Consider the following 22,617-nt stretch of genomic DNA (forward strand, 5'->3'; position numbering starts at 1 on the left):
GAGTGAAAAAGCCCCGCTCTCGAAAGAGGCGGGGCTTTTTCTTGTCTGTCATTCAGAGCGTATCGGCGCAGCGGAAGGCGAAGCTACCAACGCCGTCGGCACGGGGCAGGGATGTTCCGGTTACGACAATCTGATTGTTCTGAATAGCAAGGCCTCCCGCCATGTCGAGCACGTCGGTCAGATTGATCACCAGCACACCGTCGTCGGCAAAACCGCGATCCGGAGCGCCGTCCGATTTGAACTGGGCAATGACGATTTCGGAATCTTCTTCGCCGTGGGTGCTGGAAAGCAACACGATGCGTACGCCTTCTCGCAGCGTGCCAGCAGTCCATTGGATGCCGAAAGGCGCATCGGAATAAGACGTCAGGACTGGACTCCCTTCATTGAAGTCGCTGGCGTATTTGCCATTTCTGTCGACACAAACCAGGACGCCCCGGTGAACAAGATCCTCCGAGGTGGCGCTACCGATGCCGAGGATGTTGCCATCAGGCATTTCCACCAGTTGGTTGATCTGACTGAGCTTGTCCAGGCGGTCGAACAGGGCAAAACCGTTATCGCCAAAGCTGCTGACAGGCTTACCTGCGGCGTCGAAGAGGGCGATCATTGCGCGATAGCGGTCTTCACGTGAAATGTAACCTGCGATGGCGAATTTGCCGTCCTGCAGCCGGATCAATGAGCCAGCCCACGTGGAATTGTCCAGGTATCGAATCGTGATGTAACCCTGACCTTGGCCAAAGGAAGTGTCCAGAGCCCCGTCGCTATGCAGCCTGATCAAAAGACCGTATTGGTCATTGGGGGAATATTGATGATTGCTCAGGACCATCAGTTTTCCGTCGGCCAGTTCAATGGCATGGCCACTGTAATCGGATGCCGTAGTGCGTTTTTGCTCCGGTGCTACCTCGGACGACACGAGGGCGGGCAACGGAATCTGGCTAACGATGACCACGCCGTTGTCGCCAAATCCGCTCTCGGGCGTTCCGTCATTGCGAAACATTGCCAAGCAGCGCTGTGGTCGTGCGTATTCGTGTAGGACAAAGGCACCCTGAAGCAACAGATTGTTGTTCTTGAGGATGCTGATGCTGCCACCCGTGGATTTATAGCCCTGCGCGAAAACCCCGGTCGCCACGCCATCCCGGGCAAACGAAGCGTCCTGTGTGCCATCAGGCTTCAACCGCACAATGGCGAACTTGTTGCCCGCACTGGCGGCGATCAGCAGCTTGCCGTCCGCCGCGACGGTAACTGCGTTGGCGAAGCCGTTTTCCTGATCGGGATATTCAAACCAGGTGAGGCCATTTTTATTGGGGCCGAAAGTGGGGTCCAGGTTAAGCACGGCGGTGTCTTTGACTTCAGTCATGGTCAGCTCCTCGAATACGCTGTTTTTGCGTAAAGCGATCAGTCGATAGAGACCGGCAAATCAACGCAGTGCTGGTATTTGGGAAGCTTTCGGTCGCGCTGTCCACTGTCAGACCTGACAGTGGACAGCGGGGGATGATTGTGGATTTGGCAGCAGGATGGCCAGTCTTGGCGGGCTTTAATGTCAGAGGTTTTTGTGGTGTCTGGTCTGGCGCCTTCGCGAGCAGGCTCGCTCCCACGGTTGATCGCATTCCAAATGTGATCACGCAGCCATCAGTTTTCCAGCGGGATCAACACCTGCTCATTCGGGGCCATCACCATGAACACCAGCAACTTGGCCGGCTTGGTCGAACTGGCGTTTTTCGACACCAGATGCTCGGAACCGGCCGGCTCGTACCAGAACTGGCCCTTCTTGTAAGTGATGGCCTGTTCGCCTTTGACTTGGGAAATCACTTCGCCGTCGAGCACGTAAGCCATCGCCGTACCCTCGTGTTTGTGCGCGATCGAAGACTGGCCGGGCTTGTAGTCGACTTCGATCATCATGGCTTTCTTGCCGGGGACGTTTTTCAGCAGTTGGTCCTGCAGGACGGTGATTTTCTCGGATGGGTCGTGAGCCATTGCTGAAGCGGAGAGGGTGAAGGCGAGGGCGGCAGCGACGAGGTGCAGGGCTTTCATGGCGGGTTACCTGTGATGGTTGGGGTGTGCTCACAGTAGGCCGCAATGGGGCCGGTTCAAACGGCCAATATTCGCGAAGATCAGGTGACCAATTGGTCTCGCAAGGATTTCGGTGTGGCGCAAATCGCCTTCGCGAGCAAGCTCGCTCCCACAGGTTCTGCGGTTGCTCACCCATCTTGTGAACAACAAATAACCCTGTGGGAGCGAGCTTGCTCGCGAAGAGGCCGGTTCAGACGATGGGAAAGCTGTTGAAATCCACGCTATTGGCCAGGCGGCTATCGATCAGGTCGATAAACCCCTGTGCCTCCGGCCGGTTGAAATGCGCCTGCATCGCCGCTTCCGACTGCCAGCGCGCGCTGACCGTCCAGCGGTGGCTGTCTTCCGGGCAGCGGTCGACCAGGTAGGAATCGCAGCCCGGAGTTTCGCGCAGGGTGTCGACGATCTTCTGCAATTGCTTGCCAAGCTCTTCCGAGCGGCCCGCAACCGCCTTGACCTCAACCGTGTTGATCACTTCGTTGGACATTGCTCACACTCCTGAATCAGGCCGGACGAATCCTGCTCACTGAGGGATAACGCCTGTGCAGAATAGGCCTGCCGCCGTGAATCACCAATAACCAATCGGCGGTAAAAGCCTTATACCAACGGCTCATGACAGCTGTTCGAGGATGTCGCGCAGGCGATCGAGGGCGATGTCGATGTCGAGGGTTTCGATGGCGCCGAAGCCGAAATACAGGCCTTCTTGCGCCGGCTGCTGGTAGTAGAAACCACTGATCGCATACAGGCCGACCTCGACCTTTTTTGCCAGCTCGATGACCAGCGGCAAATCGACCGGCACCTTGCAGAACACCGCCATGTGAAACCCGGCACTGGCCGGCACGGCTTGCAGCCATGGCGCAAGGTCGGTGGCCATGCGCTCCAGGATGCGTTCGCGGCGTTGCGCGTAGATCGTGTGGCAGCGGCGGATGTGCTTGAGCAGGCAACCTTCGGCGATGAACTTGGCCAGCGCCCATTGCGGCAGGGTCGAGGCGTGCAGATCGGTCAGCTGTTTGGCACGAATCACCGCTTCGATGATCGACGGCGGCAGGATCGCGTAGCCCAGGCGCAACTCCGGCAGCAAGGTTTTCGAGAAGGTGCCGACATAGGCGACGATACCGCGCTGATCGAGGTTGTACAGCGAGTCGGTGGGCCGGCCCTCGTAGCGGAATTCGCTGTCGTAATCGTCTTCGATGATGATCGCGCCGAGCTCATAGGCACGGGCAAGCAGGGCCTCGCGGCGCGCCTGACTCATCGCCATGCCCAGCGGAAACTGATGCGACGGCGTCACATAAATCAGCCGCGTGCCATCGGGAATGTGCTCGACCTGAATACCCTCGGCATCCACCGGCACCCCGACCACTTCGGCGCCGTGCGTACCAAACAGCAAGCGCGCGGGCGGGTAGCCGGGATCTTCCATGGCCACCAGACTGCCGGGGCGGGTCAGTACCCGGGCAATCAGGTCCAGCGCCTGTTGCGCGCCGTTGCATACGACGATGTCCTCGTCCTGACAGTTGATGCCACGGGAAAAGGCGATGTGCCGGGCGATCGCATTGCGCAGCGCCGGCAAGCCTTCGGCGACGCTGTAGAAGCCTTTCGACTGCGCCATCTGCCGCATCGCATGGGCGACGCAGCGGCGCCAGTCGTCGTGTGGGAACTGGCCTTTGCTGGTGGCGCCGCCGATGAAGTCGTAGCGCAGCGAACCTTCCAGCGTCGGGTGACGCAGGAACACCGGCAGATTGCGCCAGCTCTCGATCACCTCGGCACTGGCCAGCTCGGTGTGGCTCTGCTTGCGCTGCACCTGTGCCGGGCGGGCGTTGACGTAGGTGCCTTTGCCGATCACGCCGGTGAGGAAGTTTTCGTAGGTCAGTTGCGCATAGGTGTCGGAAATGGTCTTGCGCGAGATGCCCAATTGCTCGGCGAGCAAGCGACTCGGCGGCAACTGCGTACCCGCCGCCAACCGCCCGGACTCAATCGCCGCGCGCAACTGCTGATACAACTGACCGGCAAGATCCTTGCGGCCGTTGATCACGACATGAAGTTCCATACCGACGAGGCTCCCGGGTGTTGAGTGAAGTGTCGGTCAGATTAGCGTTGTTGGGCTTTTGGCAGTAGTTGCGTGGAGTAAAAACCGCAAATTGGCGCAAGTCCCTGTGGGAGCGAGCTTGCTCGCGAAAGCGGCGGGTCAGTTACCTGATCGTTCCCACGCTCCGCGTGGTAACGCCTCCCGTGACGCTCTGCGTCACAGTGGACGCGGAGCGTCCATGGCTGCATTCCCACGCAGAGCGTGGGAACGATCAAAAATCAGGACTGCCATATGACCCGAAACTTGCGCTTGCCCGGTGAGGCTCAAGACGGTATCTACACGGGATTGGTGTTTGACGGGGATGCTGTGGTGTAGCGGTTTTCCATGCAATTGGGGCTGTAATGCTTTGCTGTCTGCGTTTACCGTGAACTCATCATTCCGCCTGCCGAGAGCCGCGCCATGTCCCTGCGTCTGGATTACTACAACGCGTCGCCCAAGGCGATGAAAGCGATGCTTGCCATGGAGGCACTGACCGCCAACCTGAGCATCGAAGCGCCGCTGCTGCAATTGATCCGGATCCGCGCCTCGCAACTCAACGGCTGCGCATTCTGCACTGACATGCACTCGGTGGACGCGCGGCGAGCCGGGGAGAGTGATCGGCGTCTTTACGCGATCGCGGTGTGGCGCGACAGCAACTTCTTCAACCCCCGCGAACGGGCGGCGCTGGCCTGGGCCGAGGCGGTAACGCTGTTGGCCGAAAGCCACGTGCCGGATGACGTCTACCAGGGGGCGCGCGAGCAATTCGATGAAGGCGAACTGCTAGACCTGACGGTTGCGGTCAGCACGATCAATAGCTGGAATCGCTTGGCCGTGAGCTTCCGCCAGACCCCGAGTGATTGAGTTGCGTCGTAAAAACAAAACGAGAGAAAGAAGAGGTACACGCCGATCGTTCCCACGCTCCGCGTGGGAATGCCTCAAGGGACGCTCCGCGTTCCAATGGGACGCAGAGCGTCCCGGGCTGCATTCCCACGCAGGAGCGTGGGAACGATCAGTCCTTCACTGCGGCGGTCGCTGCGGTTTCACCGAGGTGCCAAACGTATTCCCCATCCGCGTACTGGTCGCCGCCGGGGTCGCCAGCCCGACCTGATTCGGCGCGCGCTTGTGCACCGGCACATTCAACGCTTCCATGTTCTTCTGCGCCGCCGCCGCGCCGTCGGGATTGTTGCCCATCTGTTGGCTCAGGCAATCGTAATTCGGCGCCTTGTAACCGCCGACCGTGACCTCGACACAGCCCAGCGGCTCCTCCGCCTGCGCTGCACCCACTGTCATCAGCAAGACCCACATCCACCGTGTTTTCATGTCCGCCTCCTGGCCCGCCCGAATGGGCCGCTCTGGGTTTGAGTCTAGTGCAAGCGCGGGGCAAAACCCGTGATGGTTTTTTTGCACTGCCCGTCATACCAGAGTCATAAATGCCCCGCAGGATAGCGATTTTCAGGGGTGCGCCAGTCGTGCAGCGAGGCAGTTCGCGGATCAGTCTTCAGCGCTCGGCGACGCTTGTGCGCCGCGCGGGTCTGGGGTGGCTGCTCGGTCTGCTGACCTGCGCGGCCAATGCGGATTCGGCAGCCGCGGACATGCGCATGACCTTGCACATCCCCGCGCAGGAACTCGCTCGGGCGTTGGATCAATACAGCCGCGCCACGGGCGTCGCGGTGTTGGTCGACAGCCAGTTGAGCCGGGGCCGTCGCTCCCTCGCCGTGGATGGCGAATTCACCGCCGCCGATGCCTTGCGCCACCTGCTCGGCGGCACCGGGTTGATGGCGCGCTACGCCCGCGCCGACGCGTTCACCCTGCAAGCGGCGCAGGTGGAAGACCTGCCAGTACCGACGGACAAACCCACGCCGGCTGCTGTCGCGGTCAACCGCAGTTACGCGACGGCGGTGCAAGCGGCGATCGAGCGCAAGCTTTGTCGTTCGCCGCTGACCCGCCCGGGCAGTTATCGCGCGGTGTTGCAGGTGTGGGTCGGGCGCGACGGCGTGGTGCAGCACAACCGGTTGGTCACTTCGACCGGCGATGTACGGCGCGATAACGCGCTGGTGGAAAGTTTTCGCAACCTCACAATCGACCGGCCGACGCCCAGCGCCTTACGCCAGCCGGTCACGTTGCTGTTGTTACCGGAGTCGTCAGGGAAACGCATGGAATGCACGAGATGGGAAGGAGTTTCCGGGGGATGAAAGACGCCGGACAAAGCGTGATGGGCCAGCTGTTCCTCAGCTCCTACGAGGATTTTCGCGTGCGCCTGCGCCGCCGCCTCGGCTCCGAGGACCTGGCCAATGACGTGCTGCACGAAACCTGGCTGCGGGTCGATCGCATGGAAACCCCGCCGAACCTGCTCAAGCCCAACGCCTACCTGTATCGCATGGCCCTGAACATCGCCGCCGACCGCCGTCAGGCCGATGCGCGCCTGCTCACCGGCACCGAAGTCGAGGAACTGCTGCAACTGAGCGACGAGGCCCTCGACCCGGCGCGGGTGGTCGGCGGACAAAAGGAGATGCAGGCCCTGCTCAGCGCCTTGTACGAACTGCCCGCACGGCGTCGACGGATCTTCATCGCCGCGCGGCTGGAAGAAGCGCCGCACCTGGAAATCTCCCAGCGTTTCGGCATTTCCACGCGCATGGTCGAGAAGGAAATCAAAGCCGCGCTGGGCTTCTGCGCAGCGAAACTGGAAAGAAAAGTGTTTCAGCGGTTCGGTCGCGGGGCCGGAAAACCGTCTAGCGAATAGTGACCCGATTAATCCGTTGAGAATTTGCGCGTTTGAACATCTTTCGACTGAAACCCGCCGAGCCTTCGGCCACCGAGTCTCTGCACAGCGAAGCCCAAGATTGGCTGATCCTGCTGACCTCGGGCCGCGCCACCGTCGCCGACGCCCGCGCCCTGCGCGAATGGTGCGCGCAAAGCGGCGAACATGCCCGGGCGTTCGAAGAAGCCAAGCAGCTCTGGCATCACCTGCAACCGGCCGCCGAAGCCGTGCAGGGCCGACGCAGCTTCGGTCGACGGGCATTTCTCGGCGGTGCGATTGCCGCGTCAGCCGCATTCCTGCTGGTGCGCGGCACCATTCCCGGTGGTTTCGAAGGACTGGGCGCTGACTACATCACTGAAGTCGGCCAGCAGCGCCGGGTCGAACCGGTGCAAGGCGTCAGCCTCGAACTCAACACCCAAACCCGCATCAACCAGCGCAGCGTCGAAAACGGCGTGCAGGGCTTCGAACTGCTCAGCGGCGAAGTTGAAGTGCAGACCGCACGCCTGCCACTGGCGATGCAGGCCGGAGCAGGGTGGTTGCGCGCCAGCCATGCCCGCTTCAACCTGCGCAACACCGACCAGCAAGTCTGCGTGACCTGCCTCGACGGCGCGGTCGACGTCGCCCTCGAAGGCCGCAACCTGCGCCTCGAAGCCGGCCAGCAAGTCACCTACGACGCACGGCAAATCGGCAACGTACAAACCGTCGACACCGCCGCCGTGATGAACTGGCGCCAGCAAGTGCTGGTGTTCAACGGCGCGACCCTCAGCCAGATGATCGACGAAATCAACCGCTACCGCCCCGGCATGCTCCTGCTGCTCAACCGCGAACTCGGCCAACGCCGCGTCCAGGCCCGCTTCAACCTCGACCAACTCGCCGGCGTCGCCTTGCTGATCCGCGACGCCTACGGCGTCAAATGCACCGAACTGCCCGGTGGCGTCGTAGTGCTCAGCTAACCAAAGCCCAGCGCAATCCAAATGTAGGAGCTGCCGAAGGCTGCGATCTTTTGATCTTGCTTTTGCTTTCTGTGGGAGCTGGCTTGCCAGCGATGACGGCCTCACAGCCTCCCAATCCCCAACTGCCTGCACCCAATCCAAATGTAGGAGCTGCCGAAGGCCGCGATCTTCTGATCTTGCTTTTGCTTTCTGTGGGAGCGAGCCTGCTCGCGAATGCGGTTGCCCAACTGGCCAAAATCTTCCGGTCGCACTCGAACCCTGTGGGAGCTGGCTTGCCAGCGATGACGGCCTAACAGACCGCCCCCAATTCAATTGTGGGAGCGAGCCTGCTCGCGAAAGCGGTCTACCATCCGACCAATATCTTCCGGTCGCACTCGATCCCTGTCGGAGCTGGCTTGCCAGCGATAACGGCCTAACAGCCACCCAACCTGCAACTGACCGCCCCAACCCAATTGTGGGAGCGAGCTTGCTCGCGAAAGCGGTCTACCAGTAACAACAATGCTGACTGACCCACCGCAATCACGAGCAGGCTCACTCCTACAAAAAAGCCGCGGTGATCCCGGCTATTGCAACAACCCAATCACCTGCCGATACCGCTCAACCCCCTGCGCCGTCTGCCGACTCAAACGAATCTCCAATCCCAACGGATCCTCCCGCCGATTCCCACTCAACTGCCGCCACCCCTTATCCACCTCCCAAACCCGCACCTGCACATCACTCACCTCACTCAACACCGCAACCCCATTCCCAGGCGCCGGCAACGGATAGCGACTGCGCGCCTCAGCCACCGCCCGATACAACGTATCCCCCTTGACCCACCACCGAACCCGCTGCAACGCTCCCGGCTGATCCGCCGCGCTACGAATAATGTCCAGCCGAAACGCCTTGCTGTCACTACTGCGCACCGTCACCGCTGGCGGCGCAGTCGGCGCCTCATCCTCAGCCCCGACCTTGCGCGGCTCGCTCAACTCCACCCCCGCGCGCATGTCCACATCGCGCTGCAACTGATTCAACACCCGCAACAACCCATCGCTCTGCTCACTGCTCGCCTGCAAATGACTGTCCGCTCCCGTCACACTGTCCAGCCCGCGCCAGGCAATCAGACTCACCACCGCCATCAGCAGAATCGCGACCATCACCTCTATCAGAGTGAACCCTTGCTGAGTCTTCATTGAATACTGATCCGCCCACTGCCATCGCGCAGCACACTCAGCCGATTGGCCCCATCAGACAAAATCAGCCGCAACGGCGGATTGATCCACTCGGCATTCAGCACCACCGTCTGCCGGGGCTCCACACGCACCTCCACCTTCGGGCTCTGCCACGCACGCGGGCGCAACTGCGCATCCTCCTTGAACGACTCAAACCCCACGCCACCCTCACCACGCCGACCAAAACGAAACCCCTTGGCATCCGTCACCCACACAATCGGCCGCCCATCCGCGCGAGCCTCCGCCTGCGCCACCTGCAACAACTGCGCAACCCGCTCGGCATCCTTGCGCAACAACTGCAACGGATCGGGCCTGATACTCAGGCTGATCGCGGCACTGGCAATCCCGATGATCACCAGCACCACCATCAACTCGATCAACGTAAAACCCTGCTGCCTGCTCATCACCCACGCGCTCCTTGGCGTCCCACCCCATCGTGCCCGGCGAACATGTAAGACATGTGAAATAAAACGGAGAGAATTGCCGCGTAGGCTGGCAACAGGGACAACAAGGAGCGACAACCCATGAAACTCACCGCACGGATTACCCCGGCGCAAACCGTCCAGGCCCTGGCACTGCTCACCGCCCTGGTGGGCGTCGCGACGTGGTCGTCGCTGCTGCTGACCTCCGCGGAATCCCACACACCCGCAGCCACCCCGCAAGTGCTGGCGGCGAGGAGTGACAGCCCGGCGTTGCAGTGGTTTTCCAATGAGACCGCGCCGGTGGATATCAAGGTGAGCGGGGTGATCGCGGGCGGGAGTGGGACGGTGGCGATATTGAGTTTGAATGATGGCGCGCCGAGGAGTTTTTTGGTGGGGGAGAAGGTTGGGGTTGGAGTGAGGTTGGTGGAGGTTGAGGGGGATGGGGTGGTGATTGAGCGAGGGGGGGAGAGGGTGCGGTTGGGGGTGGAGAAGTTGGGGGAGGGGGTGGAGTTGCCGAGGCTGATCCGGCCGGAATTGTAGAGCGGCGAAAAAGGGAGAACTCCCGAGGTCTGGGCGTTTGCTTTTACCCAAAAGCCAACAATTGTGGTTGTCCGTTATCGGCCAAAAGCAGACAGTTGCGCCCTTTTTCTTTCGGCGAACTCAAGATTACTCAAGCTTGCCTCTTTCTTGATTGCTTGGCATATGCGTTTCTGCAATCATAAATCGATATCCTTCATTAGTCGCAATTACGATTCCGTCGAAAAAATTCAAGGCTCGCATAATGGAAAGAGACGAATACAAAAAATGCCACGAAGACGAACTTGACTGGTCATCAATTGAGCAGCTTCATGAGGCCACTTTACAAATAAGCAATCAATGCTTTGAATATAAAAAACTTTGCGTTGGCGTAATTGGAATCATTATCGCGGCGCTACTCAAATTCGAGACATCCACAAGTTGGAGTTCGATTTCTAACATATGCGCCGCTATAAGCTTTGGTTTTTGGCTGTGCGATGCTAATGCATACTACTACCAAAGAGCTAATAGACAGAAAATAAACAAGCTTGTCGATCAAATAAGAACTCGAAATTCAAACAAGCAAGAGCATGTTTCAAAACTTGAAAACTCTTGGGCAAGCGCATTTTTCAATCGATCAATGAGTCTATATTTCTACGCATTGACACTTTGCTTTGGGGCAGTTCTTTATGAAAAAATCGCATAATTCATGCTTAAATAAAGACAACAAGATATTTGTCAGCTACACGACTCGAGATTCGATCATAAATATGGAATCCTTAGCATCATTACTGCACACGATCTCTTCACTAGGGAAACCTTTTATTGATCTTATCCATAATAATTCCCCAATGAAACAGGCTCGCGTAAAATCCGAATTACAGAACTCAACCCTATTACTGCTACTGGAAACGGCATCGGTTGAAAAATCCCAATGGGTTCAATGGGAGATTAAATTGGCCAAAAGCTGTGGAATTCCAGTGAAATCAATTAAGATTCATAACATTATGCCAACCAAACAACAGTTGATAGTCGCGCTAAACAGCTAGAACAGCGGCATGCAGCCGGTCAGACGAGACCGCTAACGGGCACATTCGGACGTTCACCAGGTCATCCCGAGCACAGCATTTCAATCGACCGGTTATTCCTGCGATGCTTGCCTCTGCATCATCATATTCCGAAGGAATTTTATGACAACCGAGAGCGAAAAGTATATCCGAAGCAAGGCTCAGATCAAGCAAGCCTACAAGCAAACCGTGCGAATCAGTCGCAACCAACGCAAGACCAATAGAAACTATCGTATTGAAACCCTATATTTTTGGTCCGCTATGATAAGCCCGTCAGTTGTGGCGGTATTACTGGCAATCCTTGGCAAATCCATCGTCGCCCACTGGATGTTCAACGTAAGCTGGGTGCTGATTGCCATGTCTTATCTGGCCTTGTTCCTCTACCCTTTTGTGGGTGTGTTGCTGTACCGCCATTCGTTAAAAAAAGTGATTTCTGCTCCGTTTGCCAGCCTTTTGGAGTGGAGCGTTAAAACGGTAATGCAAATCGACGCACAGTATTTGCCCGAACTCTCAGCACTTTCTCGTGAGACTCTAAAACTTGGCGCACTGGAACTCAAAAGCGAGCGCAACGGATTCGAAAAGCGCACCTACATGTTAGTCGGCGCATTGGAAAAAGTTGGGATTTTCCCTGGCTTCCTTGCCCTATTTATCGGCATTTCGACACTCATTAAAACTCTCGACGGCGCAGGCATCAGCGCACGTATGGATTGGGTATTTGCCGTAGCAGTGGCAAATGTCTTTTTCTTCTTCATGTGTGGCTATGTGCAAATGATGCTTGTGCAATATGATCGTATGATCGCGCTCACTGAATTGGCCATAGAACTCAAAAAAGAACGTCTCGAATCCGACAAAGCGGCAACGCGCTAGATAACGCTTCCTACCTCCATTACTAAATGCTGGGCGTGAGTTGCAGCTAAACCAGGCGACATTTCCATGGTCCATGAAGCCTGCCATTCGAAGACTTTACGAATTCGCCTTCACTCACAGGCAGCAGCCGACCCAGAGCTGCCAGTCAGTCTTTTCCATGGTCTCCCCGAGATTTGTCTGCGAGGAAGATACGTCTGGATGAGACGCCTATAAGTCCTACAGGCAGAATCACGAGAAATGGGTTTGTCGCCGATCTTCCATTCAGTGTCATAGCACTCACCTCAAGAGCTTAGGCATTCTCTGAGATGGCATCTGTGCTTGAACCCTTGGCACCACATTTTGCCCTCATTGATGGACTGAAGACATGCCAGACTGAGTTGGGCTGGCAAAAATCCAATCGAGGAGCTGCAACTTGAAAAATCCAAGGGGGGCTAGGAGGCATATCAATGACTGCCCGTAATGGCGCCATGATACTATGCATCTCTTTCCGAGCAATGGACTGCCCCCGTGAGCGAGTCAAAACCACTGAGTAAGCACGTCGCAACGACACCGCATTTCGGTAACGTCGAGTATTTGAGCGCCATAGAAGTGCGCGACGAGGGCATTGATCCGGCTGAGGCCAGTTTCTGCACAGTGACTTTCGACGCTATACCTATGCAGCTTCTGCCTTTCTTACGCCGCGCCAGCTCCCAAGAAATCCTTAACGCTCCAGACATGGCATTGAGTTTCCTGTTGATGGAAGCAGAAATCCCCATTGCCGATTTTCAACAGGCTGTGGGAAACGGTGGCTGGTGCTCTCTCATTGTCTCAGACGATCCAGAGGCTAGCGAGGGTTTCTATGAGGCTACAGCACTTGAGTTTTCTCAAGATGGGCAGGAATTTACTCCGACAGTCCTCTACGTGAAGATCAATTCATCGCCACCTGACAAAAAAGATCTTAAGGCGCTAAAGCGAGTTACCGAGTGTCGACATCATCCAAGTGTGGCATTCGATAATTTAGGAGTTCAACCGAAAGACGATTTGTTCGTTGTAGTTTACGACGTCGGTCAGGCCAACATGTGCGCCATTATCGGTGAGGATTGCAAACCTAAAGCGTTCTTTGATTTCGGATGGCCCATAAACGCTAAACGCAGGTCGGCTCCAAATTGCCTGGCCTTCGACCCGTTGGCCGGCGATGATCCAGCCAACCCTGCTCCAGTCTTCCTTTCGCATTTAGATTGGGATCACTGGGGATATGCTTATCAATCTGGTCGCGCTACGAGAGACGCACGCGGCTTCTGGAAGACACACGTTACGTATCGGCCCGGCGTACTAGATCGTCCGTGGGTAATGCGACGGCCGTCCGAAAGCATGAAGCTGGGTATCAGCCATGCACACCTTCTATTTGAGTTGCAAAATCAAATTCTCCACGACGGCAGTCGCGCATTGAAATTCTGGCCCTCTGCCAGAACACAGGTTCATTGGGGTGCTTGCGTATTATTTGCCTGCAATCCGGTTCTTGGTACACACGATCCGAAGTACTTGCGCAACAATTTAGCTTTGGGCATGTTGGTGGAAAACTCCCAAAGTCCCTACTACAGACGCGTGCTACTCTGTGGAGATGCCGATTACACTTCTATCGCCTCACGGTACAAACAAGACCTGAGCGGAATTGTGGCACCTCACCACGGAGGTCGAGTAACACTTAACTCGATTCCTGCGCCAGGCGCTCACACCAATGATCACCGATATATGGTATTTTCAACTCATGAAGGCTGCTATTCTCAAATACCGTCGACCGACACCATCGATGAGGCCCTAAGATTAGGTTGGAGGATTTCCCGAACTGACGAGCGACGGAGATGCTTGTGTGGCCACGGCGAAAGACGAAACAGGTGGTTTTCCCTTTCCAGAACTTCAACTCCAAATTGCGGCCGTTATTGCACATGCTGCTGTCGGTAGCTTTATTTACGTTGCTCGGTGATTCCTTAGTTACATCTTCCGTAAATACTAGATAGAAGGAATTTAAAGTGAAAGTGAGCATGCTCACTGAGCGGGAAGCCACTAGTGCTCTCAAACGATTAGTTAAAACATGCAATCGATATGCGGTAGCAGTTGCATGGGCTGGTGCGAACGAAATTGTCGAATCCATGCTGGATGCAAAAAAGAAGCTCGGAAAGGTCATAATTGGTACACACATGTATCAGACGGATCCGGCAGTGCTGCGTCGCTTTAGCAAGTGCAAAGGTGCGCGCTGCCTACCTCCAAGCGGACGTCTTTTTCATCCAAAACTTTATTTTTTTGAAATGTCTGACGGGTACGCAGCGGTCGTTGGAAGCCATAATCTGACAGGAGGTGCCTTCGGAGGAAAAAACATTGAGGTTAGTGTGTTACTCAAAGGCGGCGAAGAAAACTCTATTTTTCTCGACCTAAAGAATTTTATCGAATCGCAATGGTCTGTTGCTGACGATATCCTTGAGGATGAATTTCTGTTTGCCTATGAGGCTCAGTACTTTGTAAATAAAGAAAAACTTAATGACTTAAATAAATTCCATAACTTTTGCAGGCCACGTGCCGGCGCGAAAACTTCACCTTTAGCCATCACATGGTCGAGTTTCGTCGATGACGTCAAAAACGACGACCATCACAATCTGCAGGGTCGGCTTGCCGTTCTGGAACGCGCAGCTACATTGTTTTTGAAACACGACTCATTTGACGCTATGCCTCGCCCCGAACGCAAAGCTATTGCTGGGACTTATGCGGCTAACGAGCGAGGACTCGATAGTATGGATTGGGCTTGGTTCGGAAGAATGTCTGGTCAAGGGGACTTCAAAAACTTGGTCAATGAGTCTCCTCAATTGCTTTCCAAAGCACTGGACAATATTCCTGTCGACGGAGCAATTTCTGAGGGTAACTATGACTCCTTCTGCCAGGATTTCGACCTCGCTTTCCGCAACAAAACTCACAAGGGCGGGATAGCAACGGCCTCTCGTCTCTTGGTAATGAAACGTCCGGATTTCTTCGTGGGCGTCAACGATGCTAACAAACGCGGCATATGCGATGCATTTGGTGTAGCTCACACAACGCTAGGCTTAGGAAATTATTGGGAGCGTATCGTTGTGCCGATGCAGAATAGTCCTTGGTGGCTAGCGCCAAGACCTCGAACGACGCTTGCTGCGAGAATTTGGGATAACCGGTCAGCGTTGCTCGACAGCATTTATTATGAGCCAAAGTAGTTTTAAAGGGTGTCACTAGTGGCTTCTTTCTGCTCTCGCTGGCAGACTGCTTCTGGCCGTAAACAGCCTCTCAGGAACGTTCGCTACTGGCCGAAAGCAGGCGGGAATTACCTTGTTTCAGCTGCGTCAGGAGGCCAGCTCTCATAGAAAGAGCCGCATACAGGAATCGGGTTGCCATCCATATGGTGTGCGGCCCATGCCAGTAGGTGTGCCATACGTTCGGCAGCAACTGGCGACAGCGTTTAGGGCTGGAAAAGACCATGGGGGCGGCAGCTCTTGGCCGAAAGCGGTTGACCTTGTGTGGCAACTAACGGCCAGGAACAGCCATTCGAGACCGTCGCCTGGCCGGTTGCTGCCTGCGGCGGAGGGCCGCAAGCGACCCAAGGCTGCCGCTGGTTACTAACCGGGGTGGCCCGAATGGAGCGTCAACATCCCTCTAGTTAGCTTTCAGGTGACTTCTATCCCAACTCTGAGAGATGATCCTAAATAGTCGCCGACATGGAGAAGAGCATGGACGATAGGATTTTGCAGCTAATCGGAGATGCTCAGTTCGAGCGTGAGCTGTATGAAGCCGCGACATTGAACCTCGAGGACCGCAGAAACAAGCTGCGTTTTCATAACTTCGCCTTCGCTATGCGTGAGCTGGTGGGGCACACGCTGAAGCGCCTTGCTCCAGATGCTGAAGTGAGAAAGTGCATATGGTGGCAGCAAAAGCCAGAAGGCGTTGTCCCGCAGGTAACGCGAGTCGAGCGGTGTGTTTATGCAACGCAGGGCGGACTTTCCAATCACTACGTGCGGACAAAGCTGCGGCTTGACTTCGCTCAGGAGTTCAGTGAATTTCGGGATGCCGTAATCCGTTTGAACGAGTACGTTCACATCACACCGGAAGTTTTCCAGTTGGAAGACGACGACATCAAGCACCTCGCACTGGAAACAACCGAAGCCGTGGCCGTTCTTATGGTATGCATTCAGGAGTGCAGAGCCGCGGTTGGAGATCGGTTATCAAGTGCGATCAGTGATGCAACAGTCCAGCAGATAGTCGGAGAAAGCTTGGACGCTGTAGATGAGCTAGCTACGCACTATTCTCTCGAGCAAATCTACGTGGATTCGCATGAGGTTACCTGTATCACTTCGCAGACCGTTCATATCAAAGTAAGCGGTAGCCTAGGCGTGACACTCCAGTGGGGTTCCAACTCTGATCTCAGAAGGGGCGACGGAGCCGAACTGGATGAATCCTTCGAATACACCTGCGAATTGACTTGTGAAGCGGCAAATCCAGATCCTGAGGCGCTTGAGTTCGTCGAAGACTCGTTGATGGTAGATACGCGAGACTGGCACGATCATGAGGATGAATGGAGCGCCCCTGCAGCAGATACCCTTCAGGATCCCGAGCCTCTCGACGCCACTGACATGCGGTCAGACTTCTAGACTCAGTTATTTATCTATACCACACGGACGACTGTTATGGAGCCATAGCTACCTGCCGGTGGCAACCGGCAGCCATCGGCAGAAAGTAGCCAGAAGGCCATCTATTTTTTATGCTTATTCTGGCTACCTCCTCATTCGCAAAAAGTTATACTCTTTTACTTCGTGGTTTCTTTCTGTACATCAATTGATTTCCAATATTTTCGTACTATTCTGTCCCACCCGCCCGGAAGATTATCCCCGGTGGTAATTAGGAAAGAGTCATCATCTTTAAAAATGTTGAACTTGCCTTTGACCTTCCAATAGAATTTATCTTCCGCCATTTGTATTGGCTCGCCAAATGCCTTCTCCAGCTGGGCCTGAAGATAATTCGCCTCTACACTTTCTCCAAAACCAGATCGAGTCATGTACATAACTTGATAGATGTTTTGTGGAGCTTCATCACTATAATAATAAACGACACTCCCAAAGAGAGGATGATCCACATCCAGATTAACAAATCCATCTTCTTTTTTTATGAGAGTGCCCGCAAAGACTTTTTCAACGATGCTGATTGGCTGTCCAATCTTGACCTTATCAAACGAAGATGGATATACCCCGCCCTCAAAAAATAGATTCCCTAGTTTGAAACTTGAAAACTCAAGTTTTGTTTTTTCCAACATCGCCTTAACGGATTTCAACTCATCCGACAGCTGTCTTTTTTCAGACGAGCTGGTAACTATATTTTTTTCGGCGACTTGCTCTGCTATCAGCTTCTGTGCTTTAACATCTTTAAGCTGTCTTTCAAGCTCGCTAACCTTGTAGTCACTCGCTGCCATTTGAGCTGGCAGCAAAACCTCTTTATACAACGCAATACATATAGCAATAGTTCCTGCTACCGAAACTCCCGCCACATATACGGGATGATCCACCCAACTCCCATTAGCCATGCTTATCCTTAAAATATTAGTTGGTTGTTAGTCTTATTATTAACAGCATGAGTCTTGGCTGATGACTTCATCAGACGCGAAGGATTGATCACCATGTATAATCCACTTCAGATCTGCAATTTATCCACCTCTGGCTCTCGCAAAACAGGCCATCTGGAGATCCACAAATCACCAGCCATCCCATCAGCAGCCACTCTATCGATGAGTTTGGTTTCTGCTGCGCACCGCCCCAAATGGCATTCGAGACGAGGCATGATGGCATCGGATAGACATACACATTGAGTTAACCCCACGCCCGAAGCGTTCTACTGTATATGACCTATAGCACGGCTAACATCATGCTAGAAAAGCAGCCCCTTCGCTGGAGTACGCCTGCGTCCCTCGTCCTTCGCCGTTGATGCCCTGCGGGCCCAAATAGCATCACATATATCTAGCTAAACGGCATCGGGGGCTTTCGGCCAACACCGGGCACTTACTAACGATGAACGGCAGTCATTCCCTGTGCATACGATATTAGATGTGCGTCAGTATTCATTTCCAAAATTAGGTTGCTAGGATTAAGAGGAATCTTTCATGTTCTTCATAGTTTTCGGCACGGCATACACTCGCATCCCTTCTCGAAGCTTCATCGCACTTGAAGGCCATTCAAAGCCCGCAGGATCACCTTTTTTTGCGTTCTGAACGTCTAACTTGTTAACTTGGATTGATGCGATTTCTACCTCTTCAAAATAAATATCTCCTTCTACGGCTAAAAAATCACCTACCTCCACTTTATTTTCTAGGATGTGCATACCAAAAACGTCGCTAAAGACTTTTGATACGTTCCCAATATACTGATAATGCTCAGGTATAGGTGAAATTCGCTGGAGCTTATAGAACAAAGGCTTTACCCAGTCAGATGACCAACGATGTCTTTGTTTGTTTACTACTAACCGGTATAAATCAAACGTGGTCATTAGCCCCATCCCTGTTTCCCCAGCGAAATCAAGAATCTCTTTGCGAAACGGTTCGTTATTCTCTCGTAAGAGCGGCGGTAGATGTCTTTGCTGGTTGATTATTGATAGGCCTTGTATTGTAGTGACCTTCAACTCCCTCATATTTATTATTGCGTGCTTGTTGGCCTGCATGAGATCCTCGTCGCCAGCTTTACCTCCAACCCCTTTAATATCAATAACTAGAGTGAGTTCATTGTCTTCTATTCTTAAATCTTCACGTCGACTTTTGCCTTCAGCATCTCGTAGTTCATCTACATCAATAACATGCTGAAACCCAAGCTTGGAGAGAGCAGTTTTAATGGCTATAACCAGATCGTCCCCTGTAGCGGTTATTAGGTCATGCAGCCATCCATTCTCTGACCGATGCGCGGCAATTTCCCGAGTGATCTTGTCGAGTTCATTTTCAGCTTGAGCGATCACTTGCGATTTCTTGGCCTCTAACTCTAGAACGTGCTCAAGTTCATACTCAGGTAGATGGGTCCATTTTCCTTTTTCGATATCTGGAAATAAATTAGGCAAATATTCAGGTAACACGCTCTCAACGAGGTCTGCAATAAAGCTCGCTTTATCGGAAATCTGAGGAAAAATAAAAATCAATCCGTCTCCGTGCTGACCAGCTAAGGCGACATCCGAGCCGTATTTATTAGTCGCCAATGGGGTCCACTTACCATACTTCGACCATCGAGGTTTAAAGGAACATTTGAACTCAGCACCCTCCATGTGACGCTTCAATAGTTTTTCTATTGGAGCGTCGCCGTTCACATTGATTACGGAACCTGACTCGGAGGAAAATTTTATTTCCTCCATAGGGTCGATGAAATTCCATACGCCGCCATCAATGCTTTCACTTGTTGCTAGACCACGATATCCGGCAGACGCCCACTGAAATTTCATGGGACTATCCGGTTCTGCAAAGATTATTAGAGCGCCTCCGTTAGATACAATTCGATTAAAATTTTCTTTTGCGTACAATACTGTCCGCACCCTCGCATCAATCCACCCACTATCACATTTAGCCCACAAGTCTATTTCTTCTTTGGGAGTGTGCTTTCCTCCATCGGCACCAGGGGCCAGACCTCTTGACGTCAAATCAACGATAACTAGGTCTGACTCTTGATATTTTACAAGTTTCTTATGTTGGACTACCGGGCGCCAATCACTGTCACTTGGCACTTCGTAGGGGATACCAAGAGTGCCAACCCCAATGCTACCCCATTTGCTTTTTAAAGATTTGTAAACACTGTCGTCGGTATCAATGAGAAAAATATTGGGTTGGTGGTACATTTTTGCTCCCCTTACGTGGCAACACCATTATTTTACTGAAAGATAATAACTATGCGAACGAACGCGAAGCAACGGAATTGGGCGAACCACACCTCAAATTAAATTGACAACAGTGCATCATAATCAACGGGCTTCGATTGGGTTACACGGAGACAGAGCTCGTTCTTCGATCATAGCCAGTTCAGATTTCGGGCAGGGTTGAATGCATCCGCATCTGGCCAAAACAAGCACTGCTGAGAGTCTGCTTATGGCCGAAAGCAGCCGTTTGCATGCGTAAAAATAAGCTCAACAGTCCGATACGGGACGCATCTGTCCGCCCACCTTGGCGCAATTGCGCCTCATAAACACAAATGTTTAAAAAGACATCTCCAGTCACGCTCCTAGGCTACACATCCTTGCGCCTTTGCCTACAGCTGCGCCAGAATCCGCCGGCTTGTGCGCCTTGGGGGCGGGTTCTATTGTGGTCGGGTCGCTGACGAATCAGCGATCGGGTTTGGTAGCCCGGCTTAGACTTGGCGCATAGCGTCACCCGATTCAGTCCTTTTTGGGTCTGTGTTTTTATGGTGGCCATGCGCAGGGCGTCTTCGGGCGCGCCGGTTTTCCAAGTCACCGGTCTACCAACCTTCGTATGGCCACCACCCCTTCGTTTGGTAGCGAAAAGATGATGGCTCCTTTTCTATGATTTGGAGATTCACTCATGATCAAACCAACACCCAACCCGCCCGAAACCGATCCCACGTCTCCCTACGAATCCCTCGATTCCAAAAAGCTCCACGAAGCCGCTGACCGCGCACTCGATCATTACCTGTCGCCAAACAATCTCCTGCCTCCGCCGCGTAAGGCGCGTGGGATGTATGCGGTGACGGCGGATACCAAGAATGAAGAACTGCTGGCTGATGCTAGTGAAACGCTTGCTTCGGCGAAGACGATTGCTCAGGACATTTCCAGTCTGTTGCCGGCGCCGCAGCGGCGGGCGTTGTTGGGGGTTGCTCAACTGATCATGCTGGGGGAGCTGGCGGTGAATCGGGTGATGGATAATTTGGAGATGGCGGGGTGATGTGATGTGCGGGGGCGGCAGCAGGTTGATTTGTTGCTTGGGCTGGCGCTTTCGCGAGCAGGCTCGCTCCCACAGGGGTTTGGGAACAAAAGGGGGGGGCGGGTCTTGTTTTTAATAAAGCCGTCCCTTTTTACGCGATCCTATCGCTTGGCCCGTTACTCCTCCCATCCGAGCTCTGCGTAGGACATTTGATCATGCTCCGGAAAGTCTGTCCGGTATCCACCCCACTCCATGAGGGAATAGTATTTGGTCATCGCCTCGAAGTAACTGTCCGCTTCGACTGTCCAGATCAGTTGGGAGTTTGCTGAAAGTAGACTGCGAGCGTCATCACCGTGAACTCCGGCCAGGCAGAAAGTCTGGCAACCATCAGGTTCCAACCAAAGTTCATGTTTCATACTCATAGCTCGTTTTCCCCTGCTTTTATGGCGGACGCGCAGGCACCGATCTCAAGGTCGATGTAGCCCTTTCGCATCCCGCCAGTACAAGGTTTGTTCGAATTGAAAGCTAATTAGAAAGAAGGCGGGACACGACTGCGATATTGATTCAGCGATTTTATCCAAATCCTCCATAGGCGAGTGTCCCTCAGCGTCAGCCCCTTTTATTCTGATGGTGCAACGCAAAGCGACAGGAAACTCGATGCCTTTTTTATTCTCAGCATAGATCGTAGAGTCGGCTGTTACGTCGCCGCCGCTCACACTGAGTCCCGAGGCAAATATCGCTAACAAGCCATCACCCGCTACATCTATTTCCAGAGCTCCTGCATTCTCAAGGGCGCTTTTCAGCGCTGAAATTGTGAGCGCGCTATCGGCTTCCAAGTGCAGATCAAGACTCATGAACCCCTTTTCTCCCTGAACAGTTGCATCAGACTTTGAGCAATTTTGCGAGTGTATATGGTCAATGGCTTGAAGGTCTGCTTCTGGCTCAGTAACTGCCGGGGAGAAGGGCGGCTGCTATCAGGCGGGGTGGCCGGCGTGGGTAGTCGACTGACCTACGCCAGTGCAGCTTCGTCGATCGCAGCCATCGCTTCTCTGCGCTTCGCAATTAGCTCAAGCCTCTCCGAACCCGAAAGACGTTTTCCTGGTGTAGGCAAGGCGGAAGCTGTGGCCTCGCACCAACGTGAATACAGAACGCTGGTACTGGCGAAATCTGCTAGTTGCGCCTTGCGCGCCAATGCCTGCTTGATCTGTTTAGCGATGATGGGATTGACCGTGGAGTAAGCAAACTGCGAAGACGGGTGATTAGCCACTGCCACAGGTATACCGCCCGCTAGCGCAGTAACTCGACGTCCGTTTCGTTTGCTGAAGCAGACGATCAACTCTGGTGCCAGCACCTCCAAGACTTCAGTAAACGATTGCTTGCCTTTCTCCCAAGCTGCGGCCGATGGCGCTTTGCGGATGCCGGGTAAAAACTCTTGGATGAAGTTGTAGTAGGCAATGCTATGCCAAAAATCACTCCTATCTGCTTTGGAAAAGTGCTTCCTGGCATTCAGGATAGAAGCCATGATTTTGGTGAAATGTGCATGTTGCCGAAGCTTAGCTGTCGCTTGAGGGTGTTTCTGACCCAAGGCCAGGGCCTTCAATACCTCGGGTGTGGCTGTCGGGCGTTCATGTTCTTTGGCGCCATAGTGAGATTCGCAGACCACGAGAATGCGTAGACCGTGGATGCCGCGCTCGTAATGGGCGCCGACCCAAGGTGCGAAACGGACTGTAGATTTGCTCATTGCCGTCCTTAGTTTGTTTTCTCAGGCCAACACTTTTGGCTCAACCGTAATCACATCATTATTTTTGAATAC

The 22,617-nt window shown here is 54.2% G+C and carries 23 protein-coding genes; 12 read left to right on the forward strand and 11 right to left on the reverse strand.

Going from position 1 to position 22,617, the window contains the following annotated elements; genetic code table 11:
• Positions 1 to 52: 52 nt before the first annotated feature.
• From AAEZ10_RS02045 to pdxR, 4 genes are all read right to left on the reverse strand, one after another.
• The gene (locus AAEZ10_RS02045) at positions 53 to 1,354 is read right to left on the reverse strand and encodes an NHL repeat-containing protein (RefSeq protein ID WP_350567313.1); all 1,302 of its coding nucleotides are present in this window, start codon (positions 1,352 to 1,354) and stop codon (positions 53 to 55) included.
• Positions 1,355 to 1,626: 272 nt separating this feature from the next.
• Positions 1,627 to 2,028 carry a cupin domain-containing protein gene (locus tag AAEZ10_RS02050; protein ID WP_350567316.1) on the reverse strand — a complete coding sequence of 134 codons (402 nt, stop codon included), beginning with the start codon at positions 2,026 to 2,028 and terminating at the stop codon, positions 1,627 to 1,629.
• A 229-nt stretch (positions 2,029 to 2,257) separates the two neighbouring features.
• A complete protein-coding gene (locus AAEZ10_RS02055; RefSeq protein WP_016774982.1) occupies positions 2,258 to 2,551 on the reverse strand; it encodes a putative quinol monooxygenase in 294 nt (97 codons plus the stop codon).
• A gap of 123 nt (positions 2,552 to 2,674) precedes the next feature.
• Complete coding sequence (gene pdxR, locus AAEZ10_RS02060; RefSeq protein WP_350567319.1) at positions 2,675 to 4,108, reverse strand: MocR-like pyridoxine biosynthesis transcription factor PdxR; 1,434 nt, start codon at positions 4,106 to 4,108, stop codon at positions 2,675 to 2,677.
• A gap of 438 nt (positions 4,109 to 4,546) precedes the next feature.
• Between pdxR and AAEZ10_RS02065 the strand changes: the two genes are divergently transcribed.
• Positions 4,547 to 4,987: a carboxymuconolactone decarboxylase family protein gene (locus AAEZ10_RS02065; protein ID WP_350567322.1), complete on the forward strand. Its 441-nt coding sequence runs from the start codon at positions 4,547 to 4,549 to the stop codon at positions 4,985 to 4,987.
• A 156-nt stretch (positions 4,988 to 5,143) separates the two neighbouring features.
• Here the strand turns inward: AAEZ10_RS02065 and AAEZ10_RS02070 are convergent, their stop codons facing one another.
• Positions 5,144 to 5,446, reverse strand: a complete 303-nt coding sequence (locus tag AAEZ10_RS02070; RefSeq protein ID WP_016774979.1) for a hypothetical protein — start codon at positions 5,444 to 5,446, stop codon at positions 5,144 to 5,146.
• Between the two features lie 149 nt (positions 5,447 to 5,595).
• Here AAEZ10_RS02070 and AAEZ10_RS02075 point away from each other — a divergent pair, with 149 nt between their 5' ends.
• The 3 genes from AAEZ10_RS02075 to AAEZ10_RS02085 are packed head-to-tail and all read left to right on the forward strand — an operon-like array spanning position 5,596 to position 7,837.
• Complete coding sequence (locus AAEZ10_RS02075) at positions 5,596 to 6,318, forward strand: secretin and TonB N-terminal domain-containing protein (RefSeq protein ID WP_163032919.1); 723 nt, start codon at positions 5,596 to 5,598, stop codon at positions 6,316 to 6,318.
• Positions 6,315 to 6,866, forward strand: a complete 552-nt coding sequence (locus AAEZ10_RS02080) for an RNA polymerase sigma factor (protein WP_095180176.1) — start codon at positions 6,315 to 6,317, stop codon at positions 6,864 to 6,866. Before AAEZ10_RS02075 ends, AAEZ10_RS02080 begins: the two co-directional genes overlap by 4 nt.
• A 32-nt stretch (positions 6,867 to 6,898) precedes the next feature.
• Entirely contained in the window at positions 6,899 to 7,837 is a 939-nt protein-coding gene (locus tag AAEZ10_RS02085) for a FecR family protein (protein WP_350567326.1), read from the forward strand.
• Positions 7,838 to 8,400: 563 nt separating this feature from the next.
• Here AAEZ10_RS02085 and AAEZ10_RS02090 read toward each other — a convergent pair.
• Positions 8,401 to 9,009, reverse strand: a complete 609-nt coding sequence (locus tag AAEZ10_RS02090) for a type II secretion system protein GspJ (protein WP_350567329.1) — start codon at positions 9,007 to 9,009, stop codon at positions 8,401 to 8,403.
• Complete coding sequence (locus AAEZ10_RS02095) at positions 9,006 to 9,452, reverse strand: GspH/FimT family pseudopilin (protein WP_350567332.1); 447 nt, start codon at positions 9,450 to 9,452, stop codon at positions 9,006 to 9,008. The genes AAEZ10_RS02090 and AAEZ10_RS02095 overlap by 4 nt, the downstream gene beginning before the upstream one ends.
• Positions 9,453 to 9,572: 120 nt before the next feature.
• Between AAEZ10_RS02095 and AAEZ10_RS02100 the strand changes: the two genes are divergently transcribed.
• From AAEZ10_RS02100 to AAEZ10_RS02130, 7 genes are all read left to right on the forward strand, one after another.
• Positions 9,573 to 10,010, forward strand: a complete 438-nt coding sequence (locus AAEZ10_RS02100; protein WP_350567335.1) for a type II secretion system protein N — start codon at positions 9,573 to 9,575, stop codon at positions 10,008 to 10,010.
• Between the two features lie 241 nt (positions 10,011 to 10,251).
• Positions 10,252 to 10,692, forward strand: a complete 441-nt coding sequence (locus tag AAEZ10_RS02105; RefSeq protein ID WP_156388206.1) for a hypothetical protein — start codon at positions 10,252 to 10,254, stop codon at positions 10,690 to 10,692.
• Positions 10,676 to 11,035, forward strand: coding sequence for a TIR domain-containing protein (locus tag AAEZ10_RS02110; protein ID WP_350567338.1), 360 nt, complete (start codon positions 10,676 to 10,678; stop codon positions 11,033 to 11,035). Before AAEZ10_RS02105 ends, AAEZ10_RS02110 begins: the two co-directional genes overlap by 17 nt.
• Positions 11,036 to 11,176: 141 nt before the next feature.
• Positions 11,177 to 11,920, forward strand: coding sequence for a hypothetical protein (locus AAEZ10_RS02115; RefSeq protein WP_350567341.1), 744 nt, complete (start codon positions 11,177 to 11,179; stop codon positions 11,918 to 11,920).
• A gap of 507 nt (positions 11,921 to 12,427) precedes the next feature.
• Complete coding sequence (locus AAEZ10_RS02120; protein ID WP_130901556.1) at positions 12,428 to 13,861, forward strand: hypothetical protein; 1,434 nt, start codon at positions 12,428 to 12,430, stop codon at positions 13,859 to 13,861.
• A gap of 68 nt (positions 13,862 to 13,929) precedes the next feature.
• Complete coding sequence (locus AAEZ10_RS02125; protein WP_350567344.1) at positions 13,930 to 15,135, forward strand: hypothetical protein; 1,206 nt, start codon at positions 13,930 to 13,932, stop codon at positions 15,133 to 15,135.
• A 510-nt stretch (positions 15,136 to 15,645) separates the two neighbouring features.
• Entirely contained in the window at positions 15,646 to 16,563 is a 918-nt protein-coding gene (locus tag AAEZ10_RS02130; RefSeq protein ID WP_056789508.1) for a pPIWI-associating nuclease domain-containing protein, read from the forward strand.
• 155 nt (positions 16,564 to 16,718) lie between these two features.
• Here the strand turns inward: AAEZ10_RS02130 and AAEZ10_RS02135 are convergent, their stop codons facing one another.
• Together AAEZ10_RS02135 and AAEZ10_RS02140 are read right to left on the reverse strand one after the other, a co-directional pair.
• Positions 16,719 to 17,489: a hypothetical protein gene (locus AAEZ10_RS02135; RefSeq protein WP_350567347.1), complete on the reverse strand. Its 771-nt coding sequence runs from the start codon at positions 17,487 to 17,489 to the stop codon at positions 16,719 to 16,721.
• Between the two features lie 557 nt (positions 17,490 to 18,046).
• Positions 18,047 to 19,768, reverse strand: coding sequence for a hypothetical protein (locus AAEZ10_RS02140; protein WP_130901559.1), 1,722 nt, complete (start codon positions 19,766 to 19,768; stop codon positions 18,047 to 18,049).
• A 697-nt stretch (positions 19,769 to 20,465) separates the two neighbouring features.
• Here AAEZ10_RS02140 and AAEZ10_RS02145 point away from each other — a divergent pair.
• On the forward strand, positions 20,466 to 20,825 hold the full coding sequence (locus AAEZ10_RS02145) for a DUF6124 family protein (RefSeq protein ID WP_350567350.1): 360 nt from the start codon (positions 20,466 to 20,468) through the stop codon (positions 20,823 to 20,825).
• A 446-nt stretch (positions 20,826 to 21,271) separates the two neighbouring features.
• On the opposite strand, the gene AAEZ10_RS02150 is transcribed toward AAEZ10_RS02145, so the two are convergent.
• Together AAEZ10_RS02150 and AAEZ10_RS02155 are read right to left on the reverse strand one after the other, a co-directional pair.
• Entirely contained in the window at positions 21,272 to 21,658 is a 387-nt protein-coding gene (locus tag AAEZ10_RS02150) for a hypothetical protein (protein ID WP_056789525.1), read from the reverse strand.
• Between the two features lie 155 nt (positions 21,659 to 21,813).
• Positions 21,814 to 22,545: a hypothetical protein gene (locus tag AAEZ10_RS02155; protein ID WP_350567354.1), complete on the reverse strand. Its 732-nt coding sequence runs from the start codon at positions 22,543 to 22,545 to the stop codon at positions 21,814 to 21,816.
• Positions 22,546 to 22,617: the final 72 nt, after the last annotated feature.

Source organism: Pseudomonas sp. H26/SER47-MNA-CIBAN-0231, assembly GCF_040310465.1.
GTDB classification, from domain to species: Bacteria; Pseudomonadota; Gammaproteobacteria; order Pseudomonadales; family Pseudomonadaceae; genus Aquipseudomonas; species Aquipseudomonas atacamensis.